The sequence below is a fragment of the Bacillus sp. 165 genome (assembly GCF_017742235.1).
GTDB lineage: Bacteria > Bacillota > Bacilli > Bacillales > Bacillaceae_G > JAGHKQ01.
The window spans coordinates 255,975-273,723 of sequence record NZ_JAGHKQ010000003.1 but is presented as its reverse complement, the minus strand read 5'-3'; the positions used below and the strand labels follow the sequence as shown (position 1 = coordinate 273,723).

Below are 17,749 nucleotides of genomic sequence, written 5' to 3'. Positions count from 1 at the left end.
ATTCTTTTTCTATAAAATAAAATTATATATACAAAATCATCTTAACGAAAAGTTTTTTTTATGTTAATATTCAAAATATACCTGTAAACATAAAATATGGTTATAGACGGGAGGGTATCCTCATCAAAGGCATAATAGAACAAAAATTATGTACTTATTTAGTAAAAAACAGTCAGCAGTTTGTAGAAAATTGGAAAAATAGAATTGTTGTCTCAAATAAAGACCCATACAAAGCAGAAATTATAGTTAATGGTGAAAAAATACTTCATTTATTAATTTCATACATATCCGGTGAGATCGCGATTGAAGATTTAAAACCGTTGTGTCATAAAATTGCAATTGAACGAGCAGAAGCAGACGTAAATATTGGTGATTTTGTTTACAATGCAAATGTAGGAAGAAGCGAATTATTTAAAGAAATGCACAAGTTTGATTTGACCTTAGAAGAATTACAGCCTGTTATCAATATCATCAATACAGTGTTTGACCAGTTTATTTATTTTACCGTATTAAAATATTCAGAAATTATTACAGGAAGCTTAGAAAAACAACAACAATTTATTAATGAAACTCATAAAGAACGTTTAACGATACTTGGTCAAATGTCAGCAAGTTTTGTTCATGAGTTTCGTAATCCGTTAACGTCTATTATGGGATTTGTTAAATTATTAAAATCCGACAACCCTCATTTGCCGTATTTAGATATTATTTCTCATGAATTAGATCAATTAAACTTCCGTATCTCACAATTTTTGCTGGTTTCTCGAAAAGAAATGTGGGATCAAAAGGAACATTTTTTATTAAATGATTTATTTCATGATATTATCCATTTTTTATATCCAAGTTTAGTAAATACAAATGTTTCCATCGAACGAAATTTATTTCAACCAGTCTCACTTGAAGGCTATCGAAGTGAATTACGTCAAGTATTTTTAAATATTCTTATGAATTCTATTGATGCGTTAGAGTCTGTTGTTTACAATCGAAGAATTGTCGTGAATGTATTCGAAGACGACGAGGCAATTCATGTCATTATAAAAAACAACGGTCCGATGATTCCGATTGATAAAATCGAAACCATTTTTGAACCCTTTGTGACCACAAAACAACTGGGGACAGGAATTGGACTGTACGTTTGCAAAAAAATTGTTGAAAAGCATAGTGGAACCATTTCATGTGAATCAAATGAAGAATGGACTCAATTCATCATTCGTATTCAAAAGGACGCTATTATTGATAGGTAAAATAATATGTTTTTAAAGCCTGCGATTGTTCGTAGGCTTTAATTAGTAAGAAATAGGGGTTCTAATTTGGGCTCTTTGCTTGCAAAGCCTACGGCATAGATAGTATAGACTTTATTCGAATCCAGCTTTGTACTGGATAATGGAAGAAGAGAATTATTAGTTCCTGTTTCTCGTATTTCCAACTCTAATATACCAGGGGATACGGTTATATATTCTGTCGCTTGCTTAAAGCTCACACTTGGAAACATGACATCGTTACCTTGAATTACAAGATCCACAGTCGGAGCATCAGGTGATACATGTGTAAATCGAACCTTTGCTTTTCCGTAAGGCAAATAAGTAGAATCCATAAATGACATGACTTGTAATCTAGAACTGTCTCCTCCAACTGCAATTGTGTAAGCCATTCGACTCATTATGGGAATAATAGAGGAAAAAATAGGGGATTCCATAATGCCTGTTGGATATATATCTACTCTATACTGTCCTTGCGGCACTGAAATGTAATCACTATATTGCTTAAACGAAATGTTTTGTAAGACGCGCTGATTATTTAAATAGATATCCAAGGCTTCGACGTTAGGCGCTACATGCAGTAAACGTACTTTAGCAGGATATACTTGTGGCGGCTGAGGCTGTTGTACCGATCTAGTTTGATGATAAACGTTAACAAGCTTTTGCATAGACTCTATATGCTTTAAATAAAACTCTCTATATTTTTGCGAATTAGAATATTTATAATAACAAGCAAGTTGTTTATACATTGCTGCTTCCTGTGCATATTGATTTATATTTCTTTCAAACACGCCTTTCCCACCTCCTCATAATCGTTACACTATATGCAAGAGAAGAAAAAAATTATGAATAATAATATAAGATTTTATCTTATACAACACCCATTGTTGAATTTGATTATAGTAAATCACTTATACATGCATATAGTTCATCTCCTAGTGTTTCATTTTATAATACTGGACCTGTGTAAAACGTGAAAGTTATATTATTATTGTTAATAAAGATACAATTATTATTGCATAGAACATTAACATAACAGCCAAAAATACTCATATAATTTTGGAAATATGATCTATAAGTTTCTAGCAGACTACCGTAAATTATACTTTTATATGTGTTTGTTTATTCTTATAAAGAATGAAAGATTAATGTGACAAGGGGCGTGTGTTTAGTGGAAAATACCTTAGTGCAAAATATTGAAGTTGCAAATAAACAGAAGCCAGCAGATCTAATCATTAAGAATGGCAAGATTATTAATGTATTTACGCAGGAAATAATAGAAGAAGATATCGCAATTCACAATGGCATGATTGTAGGTATAGGCGAGTTCAAAGGAGAAAATGTTATTGATGCCAACGGCCAATACATATGCCCCGGATTTATTGATACGCATGTACATATCGAATCCTCGATGGTTACACCATCAGAGTTTTCTCAAGTTGTATTACCGCATGGTGTAACCACTGTGATCGCTGATCCTCATGAAATCGCGAATGTATGTGGTGTAAAAGGGATTCAATTTATGTTGGATGCCTCTGAAAATATTCCTCTTGACGTCAATGTGATGCTGCCTTCTTGTGTTCCTGCCACACCTTTTGAAAATGCAGGTGCAATCTTAGATGCCGCTGCATTAGAACCATTTCTACCTCATCCACGTGTATTGGGTATTGCCGAAGTTATGGATTATCCATCCGTATTAAATGCAAAAGAAGACATGATGAAAAAGCTGCAACTAGCCCACAAGAGTAGGAAACACATTGATGGACATATGGCGGGTTTGGGAGTGGAAGAAATCAATGTCTATCGTACAGCAGGTATTACAACTGATCATGAAGCAGTATCACAAGAAGAAATGATTGATCGCCTGCGACGAGGGATGTATGTCCAATTGCGGGAAGGATCTGTTGCCAAAAACGTAAAAGCATTACTGCAAGGTGTAACGGAACAAAATGCTAGACGATGCATATTTTGCACAGACGACAAACACTTGGACGATTTGATTGATGAAGGCAGTATCGATTATAACGTTCGTGCCGCTATTCAAGCAGGAATTTCTCCTATCACAGCCATCATGATGGCCACGTTAAATGCTGCGGAATGTTATGGTCTGCGTACAAAAGGTGCCGTTGCACCTGGGTATGAAGCTGATCTCTTATTTCTCTCAGACCTAGAATCGGTCAAAATATCTAAAGTATTTAAAAAAGGTCTCTTAGTTGCTGAAAATGGACAATATTTGCTAGAGAATCAAGACATTCCTCGTATAGATGAAGTCAGTCGCACTGTATCAGTTCCTGATATTACAAAAGAATCACTACAATTACCTATTGTAACAGAAGAAGCCCATATTATCGAAATAAATCCAAATAGTCTTATTACTAATCATTTAATAGAAAAAGTGAATGTGCAAAATGGGTTTTTTGCCCCTTCTACAGCTAATGATCAATTAAAAATTGTAGTCGTAGAACGCCATAAAAAGACTGGGAACATAGGTATAGGAGTCGTAAAAGGGTTTCAAATCCAATCAGGAGCGATTGCATCGACTGTCGCTCACGATTCTCATAATATTGTGGTTGCAGGCACGTCAGATGAGGATATTCTGAAAGCGATTCACACTATTACTGAGATGCAAGGGGGACTGGCGGTGATACAAAATGAGCAAGTCATTGCTTCACTTTCCCTGCCAATTGCAGGATTAATGTCGCCACTGCATTATACAGAAGTCTATAAGGATATTCAAAGGCTGAATGAGGCTTTAATTACCGTCGGAGCAGCAACAGAATTCAATGCGTTTCTTACCCTTTCCTTCTTATCTTTGCCTGTAATACCGAAACTTAAAATTACAGACATTGGTTTGTTTGACGTTACAACATTTACACATATTTCTGTTTGACTTTTTACCATTCATCCATGACAATGAATAGGGACGAATAAGAAAGGGGGCGAGGAGTATAGAAATCATGGAAAGTATACTGATTGACAGCATAGACACCGTTATCATGTTCACATTATTATATATCTTTATCACAGCAAAGATATCATTTCAACTGTACTCTGAGCTTCCTTGCGTATATGAACAATCACAACAGCGCCACATCCATTCTGTTCCTACCAGCTCTCAGCAAGCAACGATATCACAATATACATTCAATATACGAAGATATTTGCTTCGACTCATTAAGTTGAGGGAAGGACCAGGTGATGATGAAGAGGCTTCCTTATTTCTGTCGTAAATTACAACAGAAAATAAGGAGGAACTTCATTGAAACGTAAATTATTAGGGTTAGTCCCGTTTATTTTTATAATCTCATTCTTATCTGGGTGCAGTTCCAGAGCGCCAATCACTCCAGAAAGTACAGGATTTTGGAATCATTATTTTGTATTTCCAATTTCCTATATCATTCAGTTTATTGCGCATGTGATGGGAGATGATTATGGGCTTAGTATTATTGTAATTACAATCCTCATTCGATTAGTCCTGTCTCCAATTGTGATTTCTTTAAATGATAATCAATTAAAAATGCAGCAGCTGCAACCGGAAATGAAACGATTACGAGAAACATATGCGAGTAAAGATGCAGAAACTCAAAAGAAATTAAACCAAGAAATGATGAAACTATATCAAGAGCATAAAATCAATCCTGCGATGGGATGTTTGCCAGTGATTGCGCAAATGTTTATATTAATGGCTTTGTATAACGCAATTGTGCGAACAAAAGCGATTAGTACCCATACCTTTTTATGGTTTGATTTAGGAACAGCTGATCCACTCCATATATTACCGCTTTTAGCTGCGCTAGCTACATTCGTACAATACTTTGTTATGTACAAGCGTTCTCAGCAAAATCCTACTCCGCAAAGTCAACAAATGAAGATGATGTTGTATTTTATGCCAATTATGATTTTTATGATGTCCTTTAAATTAGCGGCGGCTATCGGTTTATATTGGGTAGCAGGTAATACATTTATGGCGTTGCAGTCCATTTATTTAGATAAACGAAAACAAAAAAAGCAAGCTATGATGTTGGAAATCACTAAATAAAAAAAATCTCTGTTTATACAGAGATTTTTTTTTTACGAACTAGGCAAACACACATACATCTCCTAGATTGTCCTACATATTGTGACAGTGTAAACCAATTATTACTAATGTAAGGAGTGAAAACTATGTACGGATATCCTGGTTATGGATGTTATGGTTATGGCGGTGGTGGCTACGGCTACGGTTCAGGTTTTGCGTTAATCGTTGTGTTATTTATTCTTTTAATTATCATCGGAGCTTCTTGGATTCGATAAGGCAGACTAGAGCGTCAACCACTACAAACTATGTGCCGATTAACAACATGTTAATCGGTTTTTTCTTTTTTAAAGGCTATGTTCTCAAAGTTTGTTGCTATTAGAGGTTTTGAAGCTAAAATGTTACTAAATACGATAAAAGAACTTTTAGAAAAGTGAATTCACCTGATCTACTTATAGACAGCAAAAAGCCTAAAATAGGGATTTCAGTAAACATTAGCGCAATTATACATAATTGACTTCAAGTATATGATAATTTAAAATAGAACATATATTCTTAATTGCGATTACATATTTTAAGCATGAATGGTAATGAATATCGTTTATTCTTTCAAAAACCTCAAGAGGTTTTATTGATCTTAGGTATAAATGTACCAAGAGCACATAGGAAAAATGTATTCGATCTAAGTTCTTTGGGATAGCAAGCTACTTTTGACCTTTTACATCGAGTTAATACACGTCTTGACAAAAAATATCGGGCAGATGGTTACAATTCAGTAAGTATGATTATAAAGGAAGGAAGTGCAAAGCGATGGATTTCGACATGGTTATGAAGGAACTGGAAGTGCTCGGCAAGGAACGGACTAAAAGGACTTACATGAGTAATGGCGCAGACGAACCGCTTTTTGGCGTGGCTACGGGTGCAATGAAGTCGCTCGTAAAAAAAATCAAGAGAAATCAGCCTTTGGCCGAGCAGCTTTACGCAACCGGGAACTACGATGCCATGTATTTTGCCGGTATCATTGCGGACCCCATGGTAATGACTGAGGCGGATTTTGAGCGTTGGATAGATGGAGCTTATTTTTATATGCTATCCGATTATGTGGTTGCAGTAACTTTGGCAGAAACCGATTTTGCACAAGCTGTTGCCGATAAATGGATCACAAGTGGTGAAGAACTTAGAATGTCGGCAGGCTGGAGCTGTTACTGCTGGCTTTTGGGTAATCGCCCCGACAGTGAATTTAGCGTAAGCAAGCTTGCTAGTATGCTTAATCAAGCGGAAAATACGATTCATGATTCTCCTGATCGAACAAAATCCGCTATGAATAATTTTATCTACACTGTTGGAATTTCATATTTGCCGCTCCATGATAAAGCGGTTGAAACTGCAAAGAAAGTAGGCCCAGTCGAAATCAACCTGGATAAGAAAAAAAGCAGTATCCTGCACGCTTATGACAATATTCAAAAGAATCTAGATAGAGGGATGCTGGGTTTCAAACGCAAACACGTAAGATGTTAACATAATTTGAAGATTGCTGACAAGTAAAAATCAGTGGCTGTTCAACAGTCGGGCGCATTAATGAAGCAATGAAAAAAGCCCAATTTCTCAGTTTAATGCTGACAAATTGGGCTTTTTATATGGAAATTTCTTATTGTTGTAAGTCTGCATATCCCTTTTGATAGTTTCAACTCTTCAAAATCATGTCCTAATGCGAAGTACAGTTTCTTTTGCTCCTTTAAAGGAAGTTGGTTTACATATGTGCATCTTTCCAACTCATATTTGCCGCTCCTTAATCGTATCATCTACCTCTATTGTACTGTATGTCCATAAGAGCAACAATCCATGCGAACACAATCTTTTTTAAAGGGATTGAATAATAGATATATATGATAAAAGGAATTGAACTGAATGATCAGAGGGTTCTATAAGACTGGTTCAGGTTGTAAAGCAGCACCGCTTAAAAATGAGCACAAATCAAGTAGATATTCGATTACGCATAAATACGTCTGAGGCTGTAGTAGAGAAGGGTAACAAGGAAAGATTGTTTTCAACACTTCAATGGATTAAAAGTTCATAGATCCTGAAGCAACTCCTCCATTCAAAAATCATGCCAGTATTATGACTGCAAATGACCCTGCTGTTCATTATTCATTTCATACCAATTTTTTGCTTCGTTTTTCCCCTAAATGAATATGAATCGGATATATAATTGAACAAAAACGCCGAAAAACGGGCCAATAAACGCTCGTTTTTCGGCGTTTTTTACTCAGAACACGTCAGTATGATTCCAGTTTTATATAAAGAAAGTTGTTAACATTTTATGATCTTATTTTTATATGTCCAAATTCCCCCATTTTCACCAAGTAAATCAAGGATACATATATAAAAGTACAGAGATTCATCTTAGGAAAGTAAAATGATTTGGCATAAAATTTGCTTTTAAAAGGGAAACACCGTCTAAAGGGAGGAATAAAATCATGTTGCATGACTTATATATGCCAAAGCGGCATTGGAAAGATATTGAACTGTGGAAAGATGTAACAGAAGAGCAATGGAACGATTGGATTTGGCAGCTGACAAACACAATTAAAACATTGGATGACTTAAAAAAGGTTATTCATCTAACACCAGATGAAGAAGAAGGAGTGAAAATTTCTACTAAAACCATCCCGTTAAATATTACGCCCTACTATGCATCATTAATGAATCCTGATGACCCGCGCTGTCCGATTCGTATGCAATCTGTACCGATTTCTCAAGAGATATATAAGACAAAGTATGACTTAGAAGACCCTTTACACGAGGATGAGGATTCACCGGTTCCAGGCTTAACGCATCGATATCCTGACCGCGTGTTGTTCCTCGTAACAAATCAATGTTCAATGTATTGCCGCTATTGCACAAGACGACGGTTTTCAGGGCAAATTGGGATGGGAGTACCTAAGAGACAATTAGATGATGCCATTACGTATATCAAAAACACACCGCAAGTGCGTGATGTTCTGATTTCAGGAGGAGACGGGTTACTGATTAATGATACCATCCTCGAATACATTTTGAAAAATTTACGTGCAATTCCTCATGTAGAGATTATTCGAATTGGTACAAGAGCACCAGTCGTATTTCCACAGCGAATTACTGAAAACTTATGCAATATTTTAAAGAAATATCACCCGATTTGGCTCAATACACATTTCAACACTTCGATTGAAATTACTGAAGAATCCAAGCGCGCTTGTGAAATGCTGGCAAATGTAGGTGTACCGCTTGGGAATCAAGCAGTTATTCTGGCAGGCATTAACGACAGTGTACCAATTATGAAAAAGCTGATGCATGACCTAGTAAAAATTCGTGTACGCCCATATTATATTTATCAATGTGACTTATCAGAAGGTATTAGCCATTTCCGTGCCCCTGTTTCTAAAGGACTTGAGATTATTGAAGGCCTGCGTGGTCATACATCTGGGTATGCAGTTCCTACCTTTGTAGTTGACGCACCTGGAGGCGGTGGAAAGATTGCAGTACAGCCAAACTACCTCATTTCCCAAAGTCCTGAAAAAGTGGTGCTGCGTAACTTTGAGGGTGTTATTACGACGTATCCGGAGCCGGAAAATTATGTACCAGGCCAAGCGGAAGGTTACTTTAAAGAAGTCTATCCCCATTATGAAGAAAAGAAATCGAATGTAGGTATTGCCGGTTTAATGAATGATGTCAAACCGAATTTGATGCCGGAAGGCCTGCAGCGCTTGGATCGCCGCAAGCAGTATGAAAATAATCCAGAGCACTCCTCCCTGAAGGATAAACGTGAGAAGCGTGACTTGCTGAAAGAGAAAAAATTCCAGTCGCAGATGAATAAACTGCACGAAGGTCTGGATAAGGAGGCGTGAGAAATGCCTACATGCGAATGGTGCGATTCAGAGAATGCTAGATACAGCAACAACACTGTATTTTGGGAGCTGCCAGATGGAACGAAGACGGTCGGCATAACGGATACGCCTTGTGTATGCTGTGATGCCTGCGGGATGGAGTATCAGACAGAAGAAACAGTAAAAGAGATTGAGGACCAATTGTTTCTTATTAATACGAAACAGCTAGAGAAGCAGTTATCGTATGTGGAGCTGATGGAAAAGCCACGCTTGTTAAAACGAAATTACTTTGACTTTACATCATGAAACCAGTCAATCGGCTGGTTTCTTTTCTATCTATAAGAAAGCATTTGAGTTACAAGAAGCATCATTGCTTTCATGAGTTTATCAAGATACTAATACCATTGTTCAATTGTTCTTTAACATAAAAAAATAATAGAATAAAAGGCAGGTAAATTAGAGAAAAGGGCCGTACTATTATAATGGATATCTTGGCCAAATAATGACTATTCAAAAATGAATGTATTGCACTCAGACAGATACGAAAGGATGAAAGAATGAAAAAAACTATAACATATCACAAGCCTCCATTAAACTTAGAAATACAGCAAAAGCTGACCAAGTGGTTGGTTGAACTGCAAAATACTCGAAATATAAATGTGGAAACAATCATCAGTGTACCTTTTCTAGCAAATGCAGGAGAGACACAGGCTTATCTTCTAACAGCCGAGCAGGATGGAAAGTGGACAGCAGTTGCAGTTGTTACGGATATCTTACAAAATGGCCATATAGAGGTTGGATTTGGGTGTGAAAATGCAGAGGCAGGTAGTTTCTTAATCGAAGCTGTGCTGTCGCAGTACCTCAGCCATAAACCAAAGTCTATTAGTTTCGTTTTGGATCAAAAAGCGGTACTGGAAAAGGAGCTTCTGCTACACACAGGTGCACACTATCAAATGTCAGAGGCACAAATGAAGCTGGAGAATATAGCTCTGTTGTCTGCAGTCGATGAAATAAAACTACATGCGTATCAAGAAACGGATTATTATCACGTACTCTCCATTTTAATGAAAAGCTTTGGTGATACAGAGGAAGATGCCGCGGCAGTTATTCACCTCTCCCTTGATGATCCCAAACGGACGTTTTACACTATCCGCGCTAGCGGTGTAATAGTGGGGACTATTAACTTGATTCGTGCTGAACAAGCAATGGTGACAGCTTTAGCTATTCATCCTGAATGGCAGCACCAAGGTATTGGAAGCCAGGCACTGACAAAAGCTTTACGCATGCTCCTAGAAGAGGGCTACACTTCCGTTTATCTCGACGTAGAAATAGAAAACGAGAAGGCACTACATGTCTATGAACGAGTAGGATTTCAAGTACTGCATGTGTTTGATTTTTATAGAATTGACCCATCATAGATATCATAAAAAACGCGGTTCCAATATGTATAGGAATCTACTTTGATTTTTCGAGTTACCCAAGGAGTTTCACTTCTTGGTTTTTCCTTATGCAAAACAATGGTATCATTTATATGAGGAGGAAGAATATGAAAAAATCTTTTTACCATTATATGATGAAATATAGGGCAAGCTACGAAAAGACACACATGTCTCAGCTTGCTGTTTCTATGTATGAAGATCACAGCTTTCCGAAGCAATCCAGCGATTACCACGAAGTAAGCTCGTATTTAGAGCTAAACGGGATATTAGACAATATGTCCGTATTCGATGAGGCTTGGGAACGCTTTGAGGAAGAAGTATAAACGCCACTGCAAAGCGAGGGATGAAAAACCTATTTGAAGAGAAAAAGAAGCTAATCGCCTACAAAATATGGAAGATTAGCTTCTTTTTCTTTGCTGTGTGGGTGTACATTTCCAATCTTTACTCATTTTTTATCAACATGGTGAGCTTTACAGAAAAATCTTATATATCTAATCATATACAATAAGCGTTTTCTTTTATGAATGCATATACTGTTATCGTCAGCAGACTCTAAAAAATCACGGCGTATAAAGGAGAGGGCAAGATTGTCGAGAAAAAAACAACCGAAATATAATATTGGCGACATAGTCGTGATTACGTTGTATGGAACAGTTGGAAAGATTACAAATGTAAAAATGTTAGATGGAGTCTATGTATACGAGGTAAACAACCATGATGGATTATATGTAGAAACTACCTTGCAATTAATCACAGAGTATGAAGGGAAAAATGTAGAGAAAGAATGGATTGAACTAAACTATAAATTCACATTTGGAGATTTAGTACAGGTAACAGGGTATGAGAAAGATATATTCCGAGTAGTAGGCTTTCGTACAGAGGTGTGGCGGTATAAAAATGACGCATGGGAGGACACGATTTATGAACTTTCCCGTATTACAGACGGAGAATGGTTAGAAGCAGATGAGGCAGATTTGACATTGATTGCTAACGCTCAAACTGCAAATATGATTCTCAAAAAATTGAAAAATGATAAAAATGGCATTAATAAATTAGATTTAGAAAAATTAAAGTCTGTGAACAACACAAAACGGGTTGGAATTAAAACAAATCGTAAAGAAATTATTGACGGCTTATTAGATGTCTACAATGATTATTCCGAACTGTACATTATATTTCAAGATGAAGAATATAAAATTGTTATGGATCTCGTATTAAACTATTTAACAAAGCTGACAGAGAAAAAATGAACATACTTATTATAGAGCTGATACAAGTGTATATAATAAATATGCCACATAAGGTATGCCCGCTATCACTAAAAATAAAAACAATCCTCGTATCACAATATTTGCATACGTTTCAAACTCCTCACTAACGAAAATATCTAATAGTTTCTCAATTCCATTACCTTGCGTATTTTGTTTTTCCATTTGTTTTTCCCCCTTTGGACAGCTTGTACTACATATGTATGCATAGGAAAGTCTGTCTATGCCGCTTACATAAAAACATTCTGTTAGAATTTGTTTTTGAGTTTTACTCATAAATTTTTATTTATCTCATAAAACAGAAGTAAAGGGGTGATGAGTGTGAAAGAAATTGAAGTTGTAATCGATACGGAAGAGATTGCGGAATTCTTTTACAATCAGTTAGTCCAAAGAGGATATGTGCCTGAACCTGAAGAAATGGAAGAATTAGCGGATATTACATTTGACTATTTACTGGCCAAATGCATGATCGACGAAGTGTTTGAGGAAGAGGAAGAATAAAAGGAAAACAGACGGCGGGAAATACTCGTCGTTTTTCGTTTCTCTTAACAAAATTGTAATATGAAAGCCTAAAGAGTTACTGCTATAATGATAAGTATAATTAGAAAAAAGCAGGTGAGGTTGATGTTAAAAAAACTATTGAAAGCGTTGCTTGGCCATCAGCATAAATATCATTCTTATTCCAGCAGCGACTATAAAAAACATAAGTACAAATCGCACCATAATCAATATGGACATCAGCATTATAAAAAGAAGCATAAAAGCGGCAGTTTCTTTTCCAGCTTTTTCAGCAGTTGATGAAGCTGAAAGAGCAATTGGTACGCTTTTTTGAACGGCCGCTTGCAGCAGGTACGATTGTAGCAGAGCGCTATAAAATTGAATCTGTGCTAGGAATGGGCAGCTATGGGATCACCTATTGTGTGCTGGATTTGCTGCAGCAGAAAATGAAAGTTTTGAAACAGCTTCGCCGAAGCAAACAAATAGCGAAAACGGGGGCCTTATCGTTTCAATATGAGAGGCGGATTTTGCAGAAATTACATCATCCGTGTATTCCCCAATGCATGGATTTTTTTCAGTGGGATAATCTATGGTTTCTTGTTATGGAGTTGATTGAAGGGAAGAATTACGAACAGCTTATTTTCCAAAACGGACAATCATTTTCAGAACGAGAAGGTTTTTTGATTGTACAGGATATCTTGACTACTGTTTCGTATTTTCATCGACAAGGTATTGTTCATAGAGATTTGCGTATTCCTAATATTATTTTACATAATGAGAAGAATTGTGTACTCGATTTCGGATTAGCTCGTTTTATAGGCGAGCAGGACGAACGGTCTCACACCTTCAAAGGTGAAAAACAATTGATGCGTGAAGTACACGTTCGAAGCGATTTTTATGCATTGGGCCATTTTCTCTTGTTTGTATTGTATTCTGGATATGTTCCTACAACAAAAAAAGAGAGACCATGGTTCGAAGAATTATCACTTTCTGCAGCAGGTCAATTAATTTTGAAGCGAATGCTGCAAATCGAGCAGCCTTATGCTAAGGCAGAAGATATTCTACAAGATATAAATCGAATCATTTAGGGGGATGATTGTATGTCAATGTTTAAAAAAATGCTGGCAAGTGTGGGAATCGGCGGAGCAAAGGTAGATACTATATTAGAAAGAGACCAGTATACAGCCGGAGAGAAAGTACAAGGACTGGTTAACATTACAGGTGGAAACATAGAACAGCAAATTGATAGTATTTACTTACGATTATCCACTACATATACTCGTGAAGCCGATGATAAAAAAGTGACTGCCTCGTATACTTTAGATCAATTCCAGATCACAGACCCTATTCATATCCAACCAGGTGAGAAAAAAGAAGTACCGTTTTCATTTGTGTTACCTATCGACACCCCTATTACATTTGGAATGAAAAAAGTCTGGATTGATACAGGACTTGATATTAAAAATAGCATAGATCCTGGAGATACAGATTATATTCAAGTATTACCCTCAACTCTTGTTGCTTCTATATTAGATAATATACAACAAATGGGGTTTCGCCTTCGACAAGTAGAGTGCGAAGAAGTTTCCCGCCGATACCGTAATCGCTATCCATTTGCCCAGCAATTAGAATTTATCCCTGTATCAGGACCGTATTATCGCAAGCTGGATGAATTGGAATTCCTTTTGTTTCCTGTATCGGAAACAAGTGTGGACCTCGTGATTGAGATTGATCGAAAAGCTCGGGGACTTGCCGGTTTATTTTCAGAAGCATTAGATATGGATGAAACAATTGTACGAATGACAGTCACATCTCAAAATGCTGCTTCATTTGCTTCCGATTTACAAACGTTACTGACGAAATATAGTTAATTTATACACATAAAATAAAAAAGGAAGGGAACAATAAAAATCCCTTCCAATTTACTTTTGAGGTATAGTCTATGAAACAAAAAAGAAAGAACCCTTTATTAGGATGGCTACTTGCTTGTTTCTTATTGTTTGTTATTTTATCGTTTGCTTATGAACAATCCACTGTGCATAAAATAGATTTAGCAATCAGCAGCTTTATTCAAAGCTTTCGTACAGAGAGACTGACAGTTTGGTTTCAAACGATGTCTTATGTTGGCTCTAAGAAAATATATTTTCCAGTATTATTTGTACTCATCGTTTATATGCTTCTACGGAAACGTTGGAAAGCATCTGTTTTACTAGTTGTCAGTATAATGGGAAGCCGTTTTGTAAACAATGGATTAAAGCTGTGGTATGAGCGTCCGCGTCCGGATATCAACGTACTTCTAACCGCTTCCGGTTATAGCTTTCCGAGTGGTCACGCGATGAATGCTACTGCCTATATTGGATTTATTGCGTATTTAACCATTACAGAACACCGTTTAGTGCTTTGGCAAAAAATATTGCTTATCATCGTTACAGCCTTTCTCATTCTTTCCATTGTAATTAGCCGTGTGTATTTAGGCGTGCATTATCCTTCTGATGTCTTGGCAGGTTGTGCTGCAGGTGGAAGTTGGCTTATTTTATGCGTGTTTCTGCATCAGCGGTTTGTAGAATATAAAAAATAGACGTCTCCTGCATAATCGGAAACGTTTATTTTTTATTTGGTTCTACATGGATATGTGAATTGTAAATAAAATGACGTGCTCGCAGTTGTTCTTCTATGTCATCTGTAATTTGATGACTTCTCTCCACATCCATTCCGGCATCTACTTCAATAATGATATCAACATAGGTTGCATTGCCGTATTTCCGTGCTTTTAAGTCTATTAATGCTTCTACACCCGATATGGATTCTATCGTTTCTTTGTATTTTTCTATTTTATGAGGATCATATCCGTCTGTTAGCATGTGCGAGGCTTCTTTAAAAATATCCCATGCTGTTTTGCAGATAATTCCTCCGACAATTACAGCCGTAATTTTATCTAGCAGTGGCAAATTGAATTGTGAACCTAGTACCCCTATAACCGTTCCTATACTGACTAGAGCATCAGATAAATTATCTTTTGCTGCTGCTTCTAATGCCTTGCTATGTGTTCGTTGTGCGAGGTTGTTATTATACATGAACACACCAAGCATAATAATCGCTGAAATTCCTGCTATCCAAGCTGCTAATACATTTGGAACATCCTGCTCATTTGAGAAAACAGAAGAGATGCCACTTAACATAACTTGCAGACCTACGCTCATCATAATAAAGGACGCGACTAAAGAGGAAATTTGTTCTGCACGGGAGTGTCCATATGGATGATCATGATCACGCGGCTTTCTAGAGATTTTTAGACCGATTAAAACAGCGGCAGATGCACCTATATCCGTCAAATTATTTAACCCATCTGCCTGCAAAGCACTTGAATCTGTATACATACTGACAATAATTTTAGCGGCAGATAAGATGATATACGCAATAATGCTGACAATTGCTCCGCGGTCCGCTTCATACTGTTTGATTTGTTCCATTTTCTCACACCTTCACGAAAAAATTCCTTTTTAAGAGTATCAGATGAACATCATGTGAGTCTATACAAACATTGTTGGCGTACTGGAGATTTGTAGGGGGTGGAGAACAATGTTTCTTGAAGCCTATAGAGTTGGTACAGGTCAAAAAAAGATGGACCAGGTGGTCCATCTTTTTTAATATTGACGTAAAAACTCTGTAACTTGTTCTTCTGTTTTTGCATTTGCGCTATGTAAATGACCGATTTTTTCTCCATTTTTATATAACAGTAAGCTTGGAATCCCCATTACCTGATATTGCTCTGCCAGTTCAGGAAATTCATCTTTGTTTATTTCATACCAATGAAAGTGATTGTATTCTGCCATCACATCCTCAATAAAATTGTCCATTCTCACACAATCCGGACACCAAGTTGTATAAAATTTCACAACTACAGGATTTTCTCCGGCAATAATTTCACGAAACTCTTTTTCTGTCGTAATGGTCTTCACTATGTACCTCTCCTTTAGTTATACAGACTGCAGCCATTTTATAAGCACTTACTATGACTATAAAACAGCCAATTCTTTCCTATTTCTTTATAAGCCTTTTTGCCAATTGTGTCAAACATTCAAAGTATATATATTAATGCTGATGTTCTGCACGAAAATCAGGGGTGTAATTTAACGACTGAAACAATTCTCTTTTCTCTTGCTCTGTTAAATCGCGCCATTCGCCTAGTTTTAAATCACCCAAGTGAATGTTCATAATTCGGGTGCGTTGGAGCTTAAACACTCTATATCCTAGTGCCGAACACATGCGCCGTATTTGCCGGTTCAACCCTTGGGTTAAAATAATTCGAAAGACATAATTGGAAACCTTACTAACTTTACACGGGAGTGTCTTTGTTCCTAAAATGGAAACTCCTTCTCCCATCCCTTTTAAAAATGCTGATGTAATTGGTTTATCTACTCGGACAATATATTCTTTTTCATGGTTGTGTTCCGCGCGTAAAATTTTGTTCACAATGTCACCATCGTTAGTCAAAAGAATTAACCCATTGGAATCTTTATCAAGTCTGCCGATGGGAAAAATACGCAGTGGATGATTCACGAAATCTATAATATTTCCTTGAATATGTCTTTCGGTTGTGGAAGTAATCCCCACTGGCTTATTTAATGCAATATATACGTAGCTTGGTTTGGCGTCAATTGGTTTGTCATCCACTCGTACATCATCGCCTGGTGTAACCTGACTTCCTAGTTCTGCTACAATTCCATTGATTGTAACGCGTTTTTCCGAAATCCATTGATCTGCTTGTCGCCGTGAGCCGATGCCTGACTCACTTATATATTTGTTAATTCTCAATCTTTAACCCGCCTTTTATTAAAATAAGTACCTACCCGTATATCAGTGTAACATATCCTTGCTTTTTCTCAGAAGAACCTTTTCATTATATAAGGTATTGCCTAATTTTACGTAACATTTGCACAAGTACAGTTAAAAATTTTTAATTCGTGTGAAAAAATAAAAAAGACCGGTGTATGTTTCAATTCTAGACAAGTGGAAATGCATCTCTTACCATTAGGAAACAGAATACACTGTAAGCATCTGTTTGCAGGATGAAAATGCATTGACGAAATGTCTATTTTGCTTAATAGTTAAAGAAAGAACTTTTTGAAAAGGAGATGTGCAACATGAAATTTGAGATGCATACAAACATTGTTTCGTTTGATAAGGAAATACGAATGGAGGGAGAACACAATCAATTTGAACTGACACTACAAGGTTACCATTTATTCCCTATTGAACAGCCTCTCAATTTGTATAAAACCGAAAAGGAATTAACAGGAACAGCTGTAGTAAAAGCTATTACATGGAAACAAGAGCATACCGAAATCCTATATCAGCTGATTTCATTGCATTCAGTCAATTAATGGAGAATAAGAAAGGAGAG

General features: G+C 36.6%; 22 protein-coding genes and 1 riboswitch. Of the genes, 17 read left to right on the top strand and 5 right to left on the bottom strand.

The genetic code is table 11. The annotated features are described in order from the left end of the window. Positions 1–122 precede the first annotated feature (122 nt). Positions 123–1,244 (top strand): histidine kinase N-terminal domain-containing protein, encoded by a 1,122-nt coding sequence (locus J7Q84_RS06300; RefSeq protein ID WP_481747536.1) that lies wholly within the window; start codon positions 123–125, stop codon positions 1,242–1,244. Positions 1,245–1,282: 38 nt separating this feature from the next. On the opposite strand, the gene J7Q84_RS06295 is transcribed toward J7Q84_RS06300, so the two are convergent. Continuing rightward, positions 1,283–2,050 carry a DUF4397 domain-containing protein gene (locus tag J7Q84_RS06295; protein ID WP_348519827.1) on the bottom strand — a complete coding sequence of 256 codons (768 nt, stop codon included), beginning with the start codon at positions 2,048–2,050 and terminating at the stop codon, positions 1,283–1,285. A gap of 238 nt (positions 2,051–2,288) precedes the next feature. Next, positions 2,289–2,392, top strand: a riboswitch (purine riboswitch). 29 nt (positions 2,393–2,421) lie between these two features. Here J7Q84_RS06295 and ade point away from each other — a divergent pair. The 10 genes from ade (at position 2,422) to J7Q84_RS06245 (ending at position 11,829) form a co-directional block, all read left to right on the top strand. After that, positions 2,422–4,149: an adenine deaminase gene (gene ade, locus J7Q84_RS06290; RefSeq protein WP_209093679.1), complete on the top strand. Its 1,728-nt coding sequence runs from the start codon at positions 2,422–2,424 to the stop codon at positions 4,147–4,149. A gap of 67 nt (positions 4,150–4,216) precedes the next feature. Then, entirely contained in the window at positions 4,217–4,489 is a 273-nt protein-coding gene (locus tag J7Q84_RS06285) for a hypothetical protein (protein ID WP_209093678.1), read from the top strand. A 29-nt stretch (positions 4,490–4,518) separates the two neighbouring features. Then, on the top strand, positions 4,519–5,298 hold the full coding sequence (gene yidC / locus J7Q84_RS06280; RefSeq protein WP_209093677.1) for a membrane protein insertase YidC: 780 nt from the start codon (positions 4,519–4,521) through the stop codon (positions 5,296–5,298). Between the two features lie 125 nt (positions 5,299–5,423). Next, on the top strand, positions 5,424–5,552 hold the full coding sequence (locus tag J7Q84_RS06275) for a YjcZ family sporulation protein (RefSeq protein ID WP_209093676.1): 129 nt from the start codon (positions 5,424–5,426) through the stop codon (positions 5,550–5,552). 532 nt (positions 5,553–6,084) lie between these two features. After that, positions 6,085–6,792 (top strand): DNA alkylation repair protein, encoded by a 708-nt coding sequence (locus J7Q84_RS06270; protein WP_209093675.1) that lies wholly within the window; start codon positions 6,085–6,087, stop codon positions 6,790–6,792. A gap of 959 nt (positions 6,793–7,751) precedes the next feature. Beyond that, entirely contained in the window at positions 7,752–9,161 is a 1,410-nt protein-coding gene (kamA, locus tag J7Q84_RS06265) for a lysine 2,3-aminomutase (protein ID WP_209093674.1), read from the top strand. Positions 9,162–9,164: 3 nt separating this feature from the next. After that, positions 9,165–9,446 (top strand): YokU family protein, encoded by a 282-nt coding sequence (locus J7Q84_RS06260; protein ID WP_209093673.1) that lies wholly within the window; start codon positions 9,165–9,167, stop codon positions 9,444–9,446. Between the two features lie 251 nt (positions 9,447–9,697). After that, positions 9,698–10,558 (top strand): GNAT family N-acetyltransferase, encoded by an 861-nt coding sequence (locus J7Q84_RS06255; protein WP_209093672.1) that lies wholly within the window; start codon positions 9,698–9,700, stop codon positions 10,556–10,558. Between the two features lie 128 nt (positions 10,559–10,686). Further along, complete coding sequence (locus tag J7Q84_RS06250; protein ID WP_209093671.1) at positions 10,687–10,902, top strand: YozE family protein; 216 nt, start codon at positions 10,687–10,689, stop codon at positions 10,900–10,902. Positions 10,903–11,166: 264 nt separating this feature from the next. Beyond that, on the top strand, positions 11,167–11,829 hold the full coding sequence (locus J7Q84_RS06245) for a hypothetical protein (RefSeq protein ID WP_209093670.1): 663 nt from the start codon (positions 11,167–11,169) through the stop codon (positions 11,827–11,829). 9 nt (positions 11,830–11,838) lie between these two features. Here the strand turns inward: J7Q84_RS06245 and J7Q84_RS06240 are convergent, their stop codons facing one another. Next, positions 11,839–12,012 (bottom strand): DUF3930 family protein, encoded by a 174-nt coding sequence (locus J7Q84_RS06240; RefSeq protein WP_209093669.1) that lies wholly within the window; start codon positions 12,010–12,012, stop codon positions 11,839–11,841. A gap of 156 nt (positions 12,013–12,168) precedes the next feature. On the opposite strand from J7Q84_RS06240, the gene J7Q84_RS06235 reads away from it, so the two are divergent. The 5 genes from J7Q84_RS06235 (at position 12,169) to J7Q84_RS06215 (ending at position 14,923) form a co-directional block, all read left to right on the top strand. Then, positions 12,169–12,348, top strand: coding sequence for a YozD family protein (locus tag J7Q84_RS06235; RefSeq protein ID WP_209093668.1), 180 nt, complete (start codon positions 12,169–12,171; stop codon positions 12,346–12,348). A 123-nt stretch (positions 12,349–12,471) separates the two neighbouring features. Beyond that, a complete protein-coding gene (locus J7Q84_RS06230; RefSeq protein WP_209093667.1) occupies positions 12,472–12,645 on the top strand; it encodes a hypothetical protein in 174 nt (57 codons plus the stop codon). Then, on the top strand, positions 12,645–13,433 hold the full coding sequence (locus tag J7Q84_RS06225) for a serine/threonine protein kinase (protein WP_209093666.1): 789 nt from the start codon (positions 12,645–12,647) through the stop codon (positions 13,431–13,433). Before J7Q84_RS06230 ends, J7Q84_RS06225 begins: the two co-directional genes overlap by 1 nt. 18 nt (positions 13,434–13,451) lie before the next feature. After that, on the top strand, positions 13,452–14,216 hold the full coding sequence (locus J7Q84_RS06220; RefSeq protein ID WP_209093903.1) for a sporulation protein: 765 nt from the start codon (positions 13,452–13,454) through the stop codon (positions 14,214–14,216). A 71-nt stretch (positions 14,217–14,287) separates the two neighbouring features. Continuing rightward, a complete protein-coding gene (locus J7Q84_RS06215; protein WP_209093665.1) occupies positions 14,288–14,923 on the top strand; it encodes a phosphatase PAP2 family protein in 636 nt (211 codons plus the stop codon). Positions 14,924–14,948: 25 nt separating this feature from the next. On the opposite strand, the gene J7Q84_RS06210 is transcribed toward J7Q84_RS06215, so the two are convergent. From J7Q84_RS06210 to rluF, 3 genes are all read right to left on the bottom strand, one after another. Then, on the bottom strand, positions 14,949–15,815 hold the full coding sequence (locus J7Q84_RS06210; RefSeq protein ID WP_209093664.1) for a cation diffusion facilitator family transporter: 867 nt from the start codon (positions 15,813–15,815) through the stop codon (positions 14,949–14,951). Positions 15,816–15,989: 174 nt separating this feature from the next. Beyond that, a complete protein-coding gene (locus tag J7Q84_RS06205) occupies positions 15,990–16,304 on the bottom strand; it encodes a thioredoxin family protein (protein WP_209093663.1) in 315 nt (104 codons plus the stop codon). A 133-nt stretch (positions 16,305–16,437) separates the two neighbouring features. Next, the gene (rluF, locus tag J7Q84_RS06200) at positions 16,438–17,160 is read right to left on the bottom strand and encodes a 23S rRNA pseudouridine(2604) synthase RluF (RefSeq protein WP_209093662.1); all 723 of its coding nucleotides are present in this window, start codon (positions 17,158–17,160) and stop codon (positions 16,438–16,440) included. Between the two features lie 329 nt (positions 17,161–17,489). Between rluF and J7Q84_RS06195 the strand changes: the two genes are divergently transcribed. Beyond that, positions 17,490–17,729, top strand: coding sequence for a DUF2584 family protein (locus J7Q84_RS06195; protein ID WP_209093661.1), 240 nt, complete (start codon positions 17,490–17,492; stop codon positions 17,727–17,729). Positions 17,730–17,749: the final 20 nt, after the last annotated feature.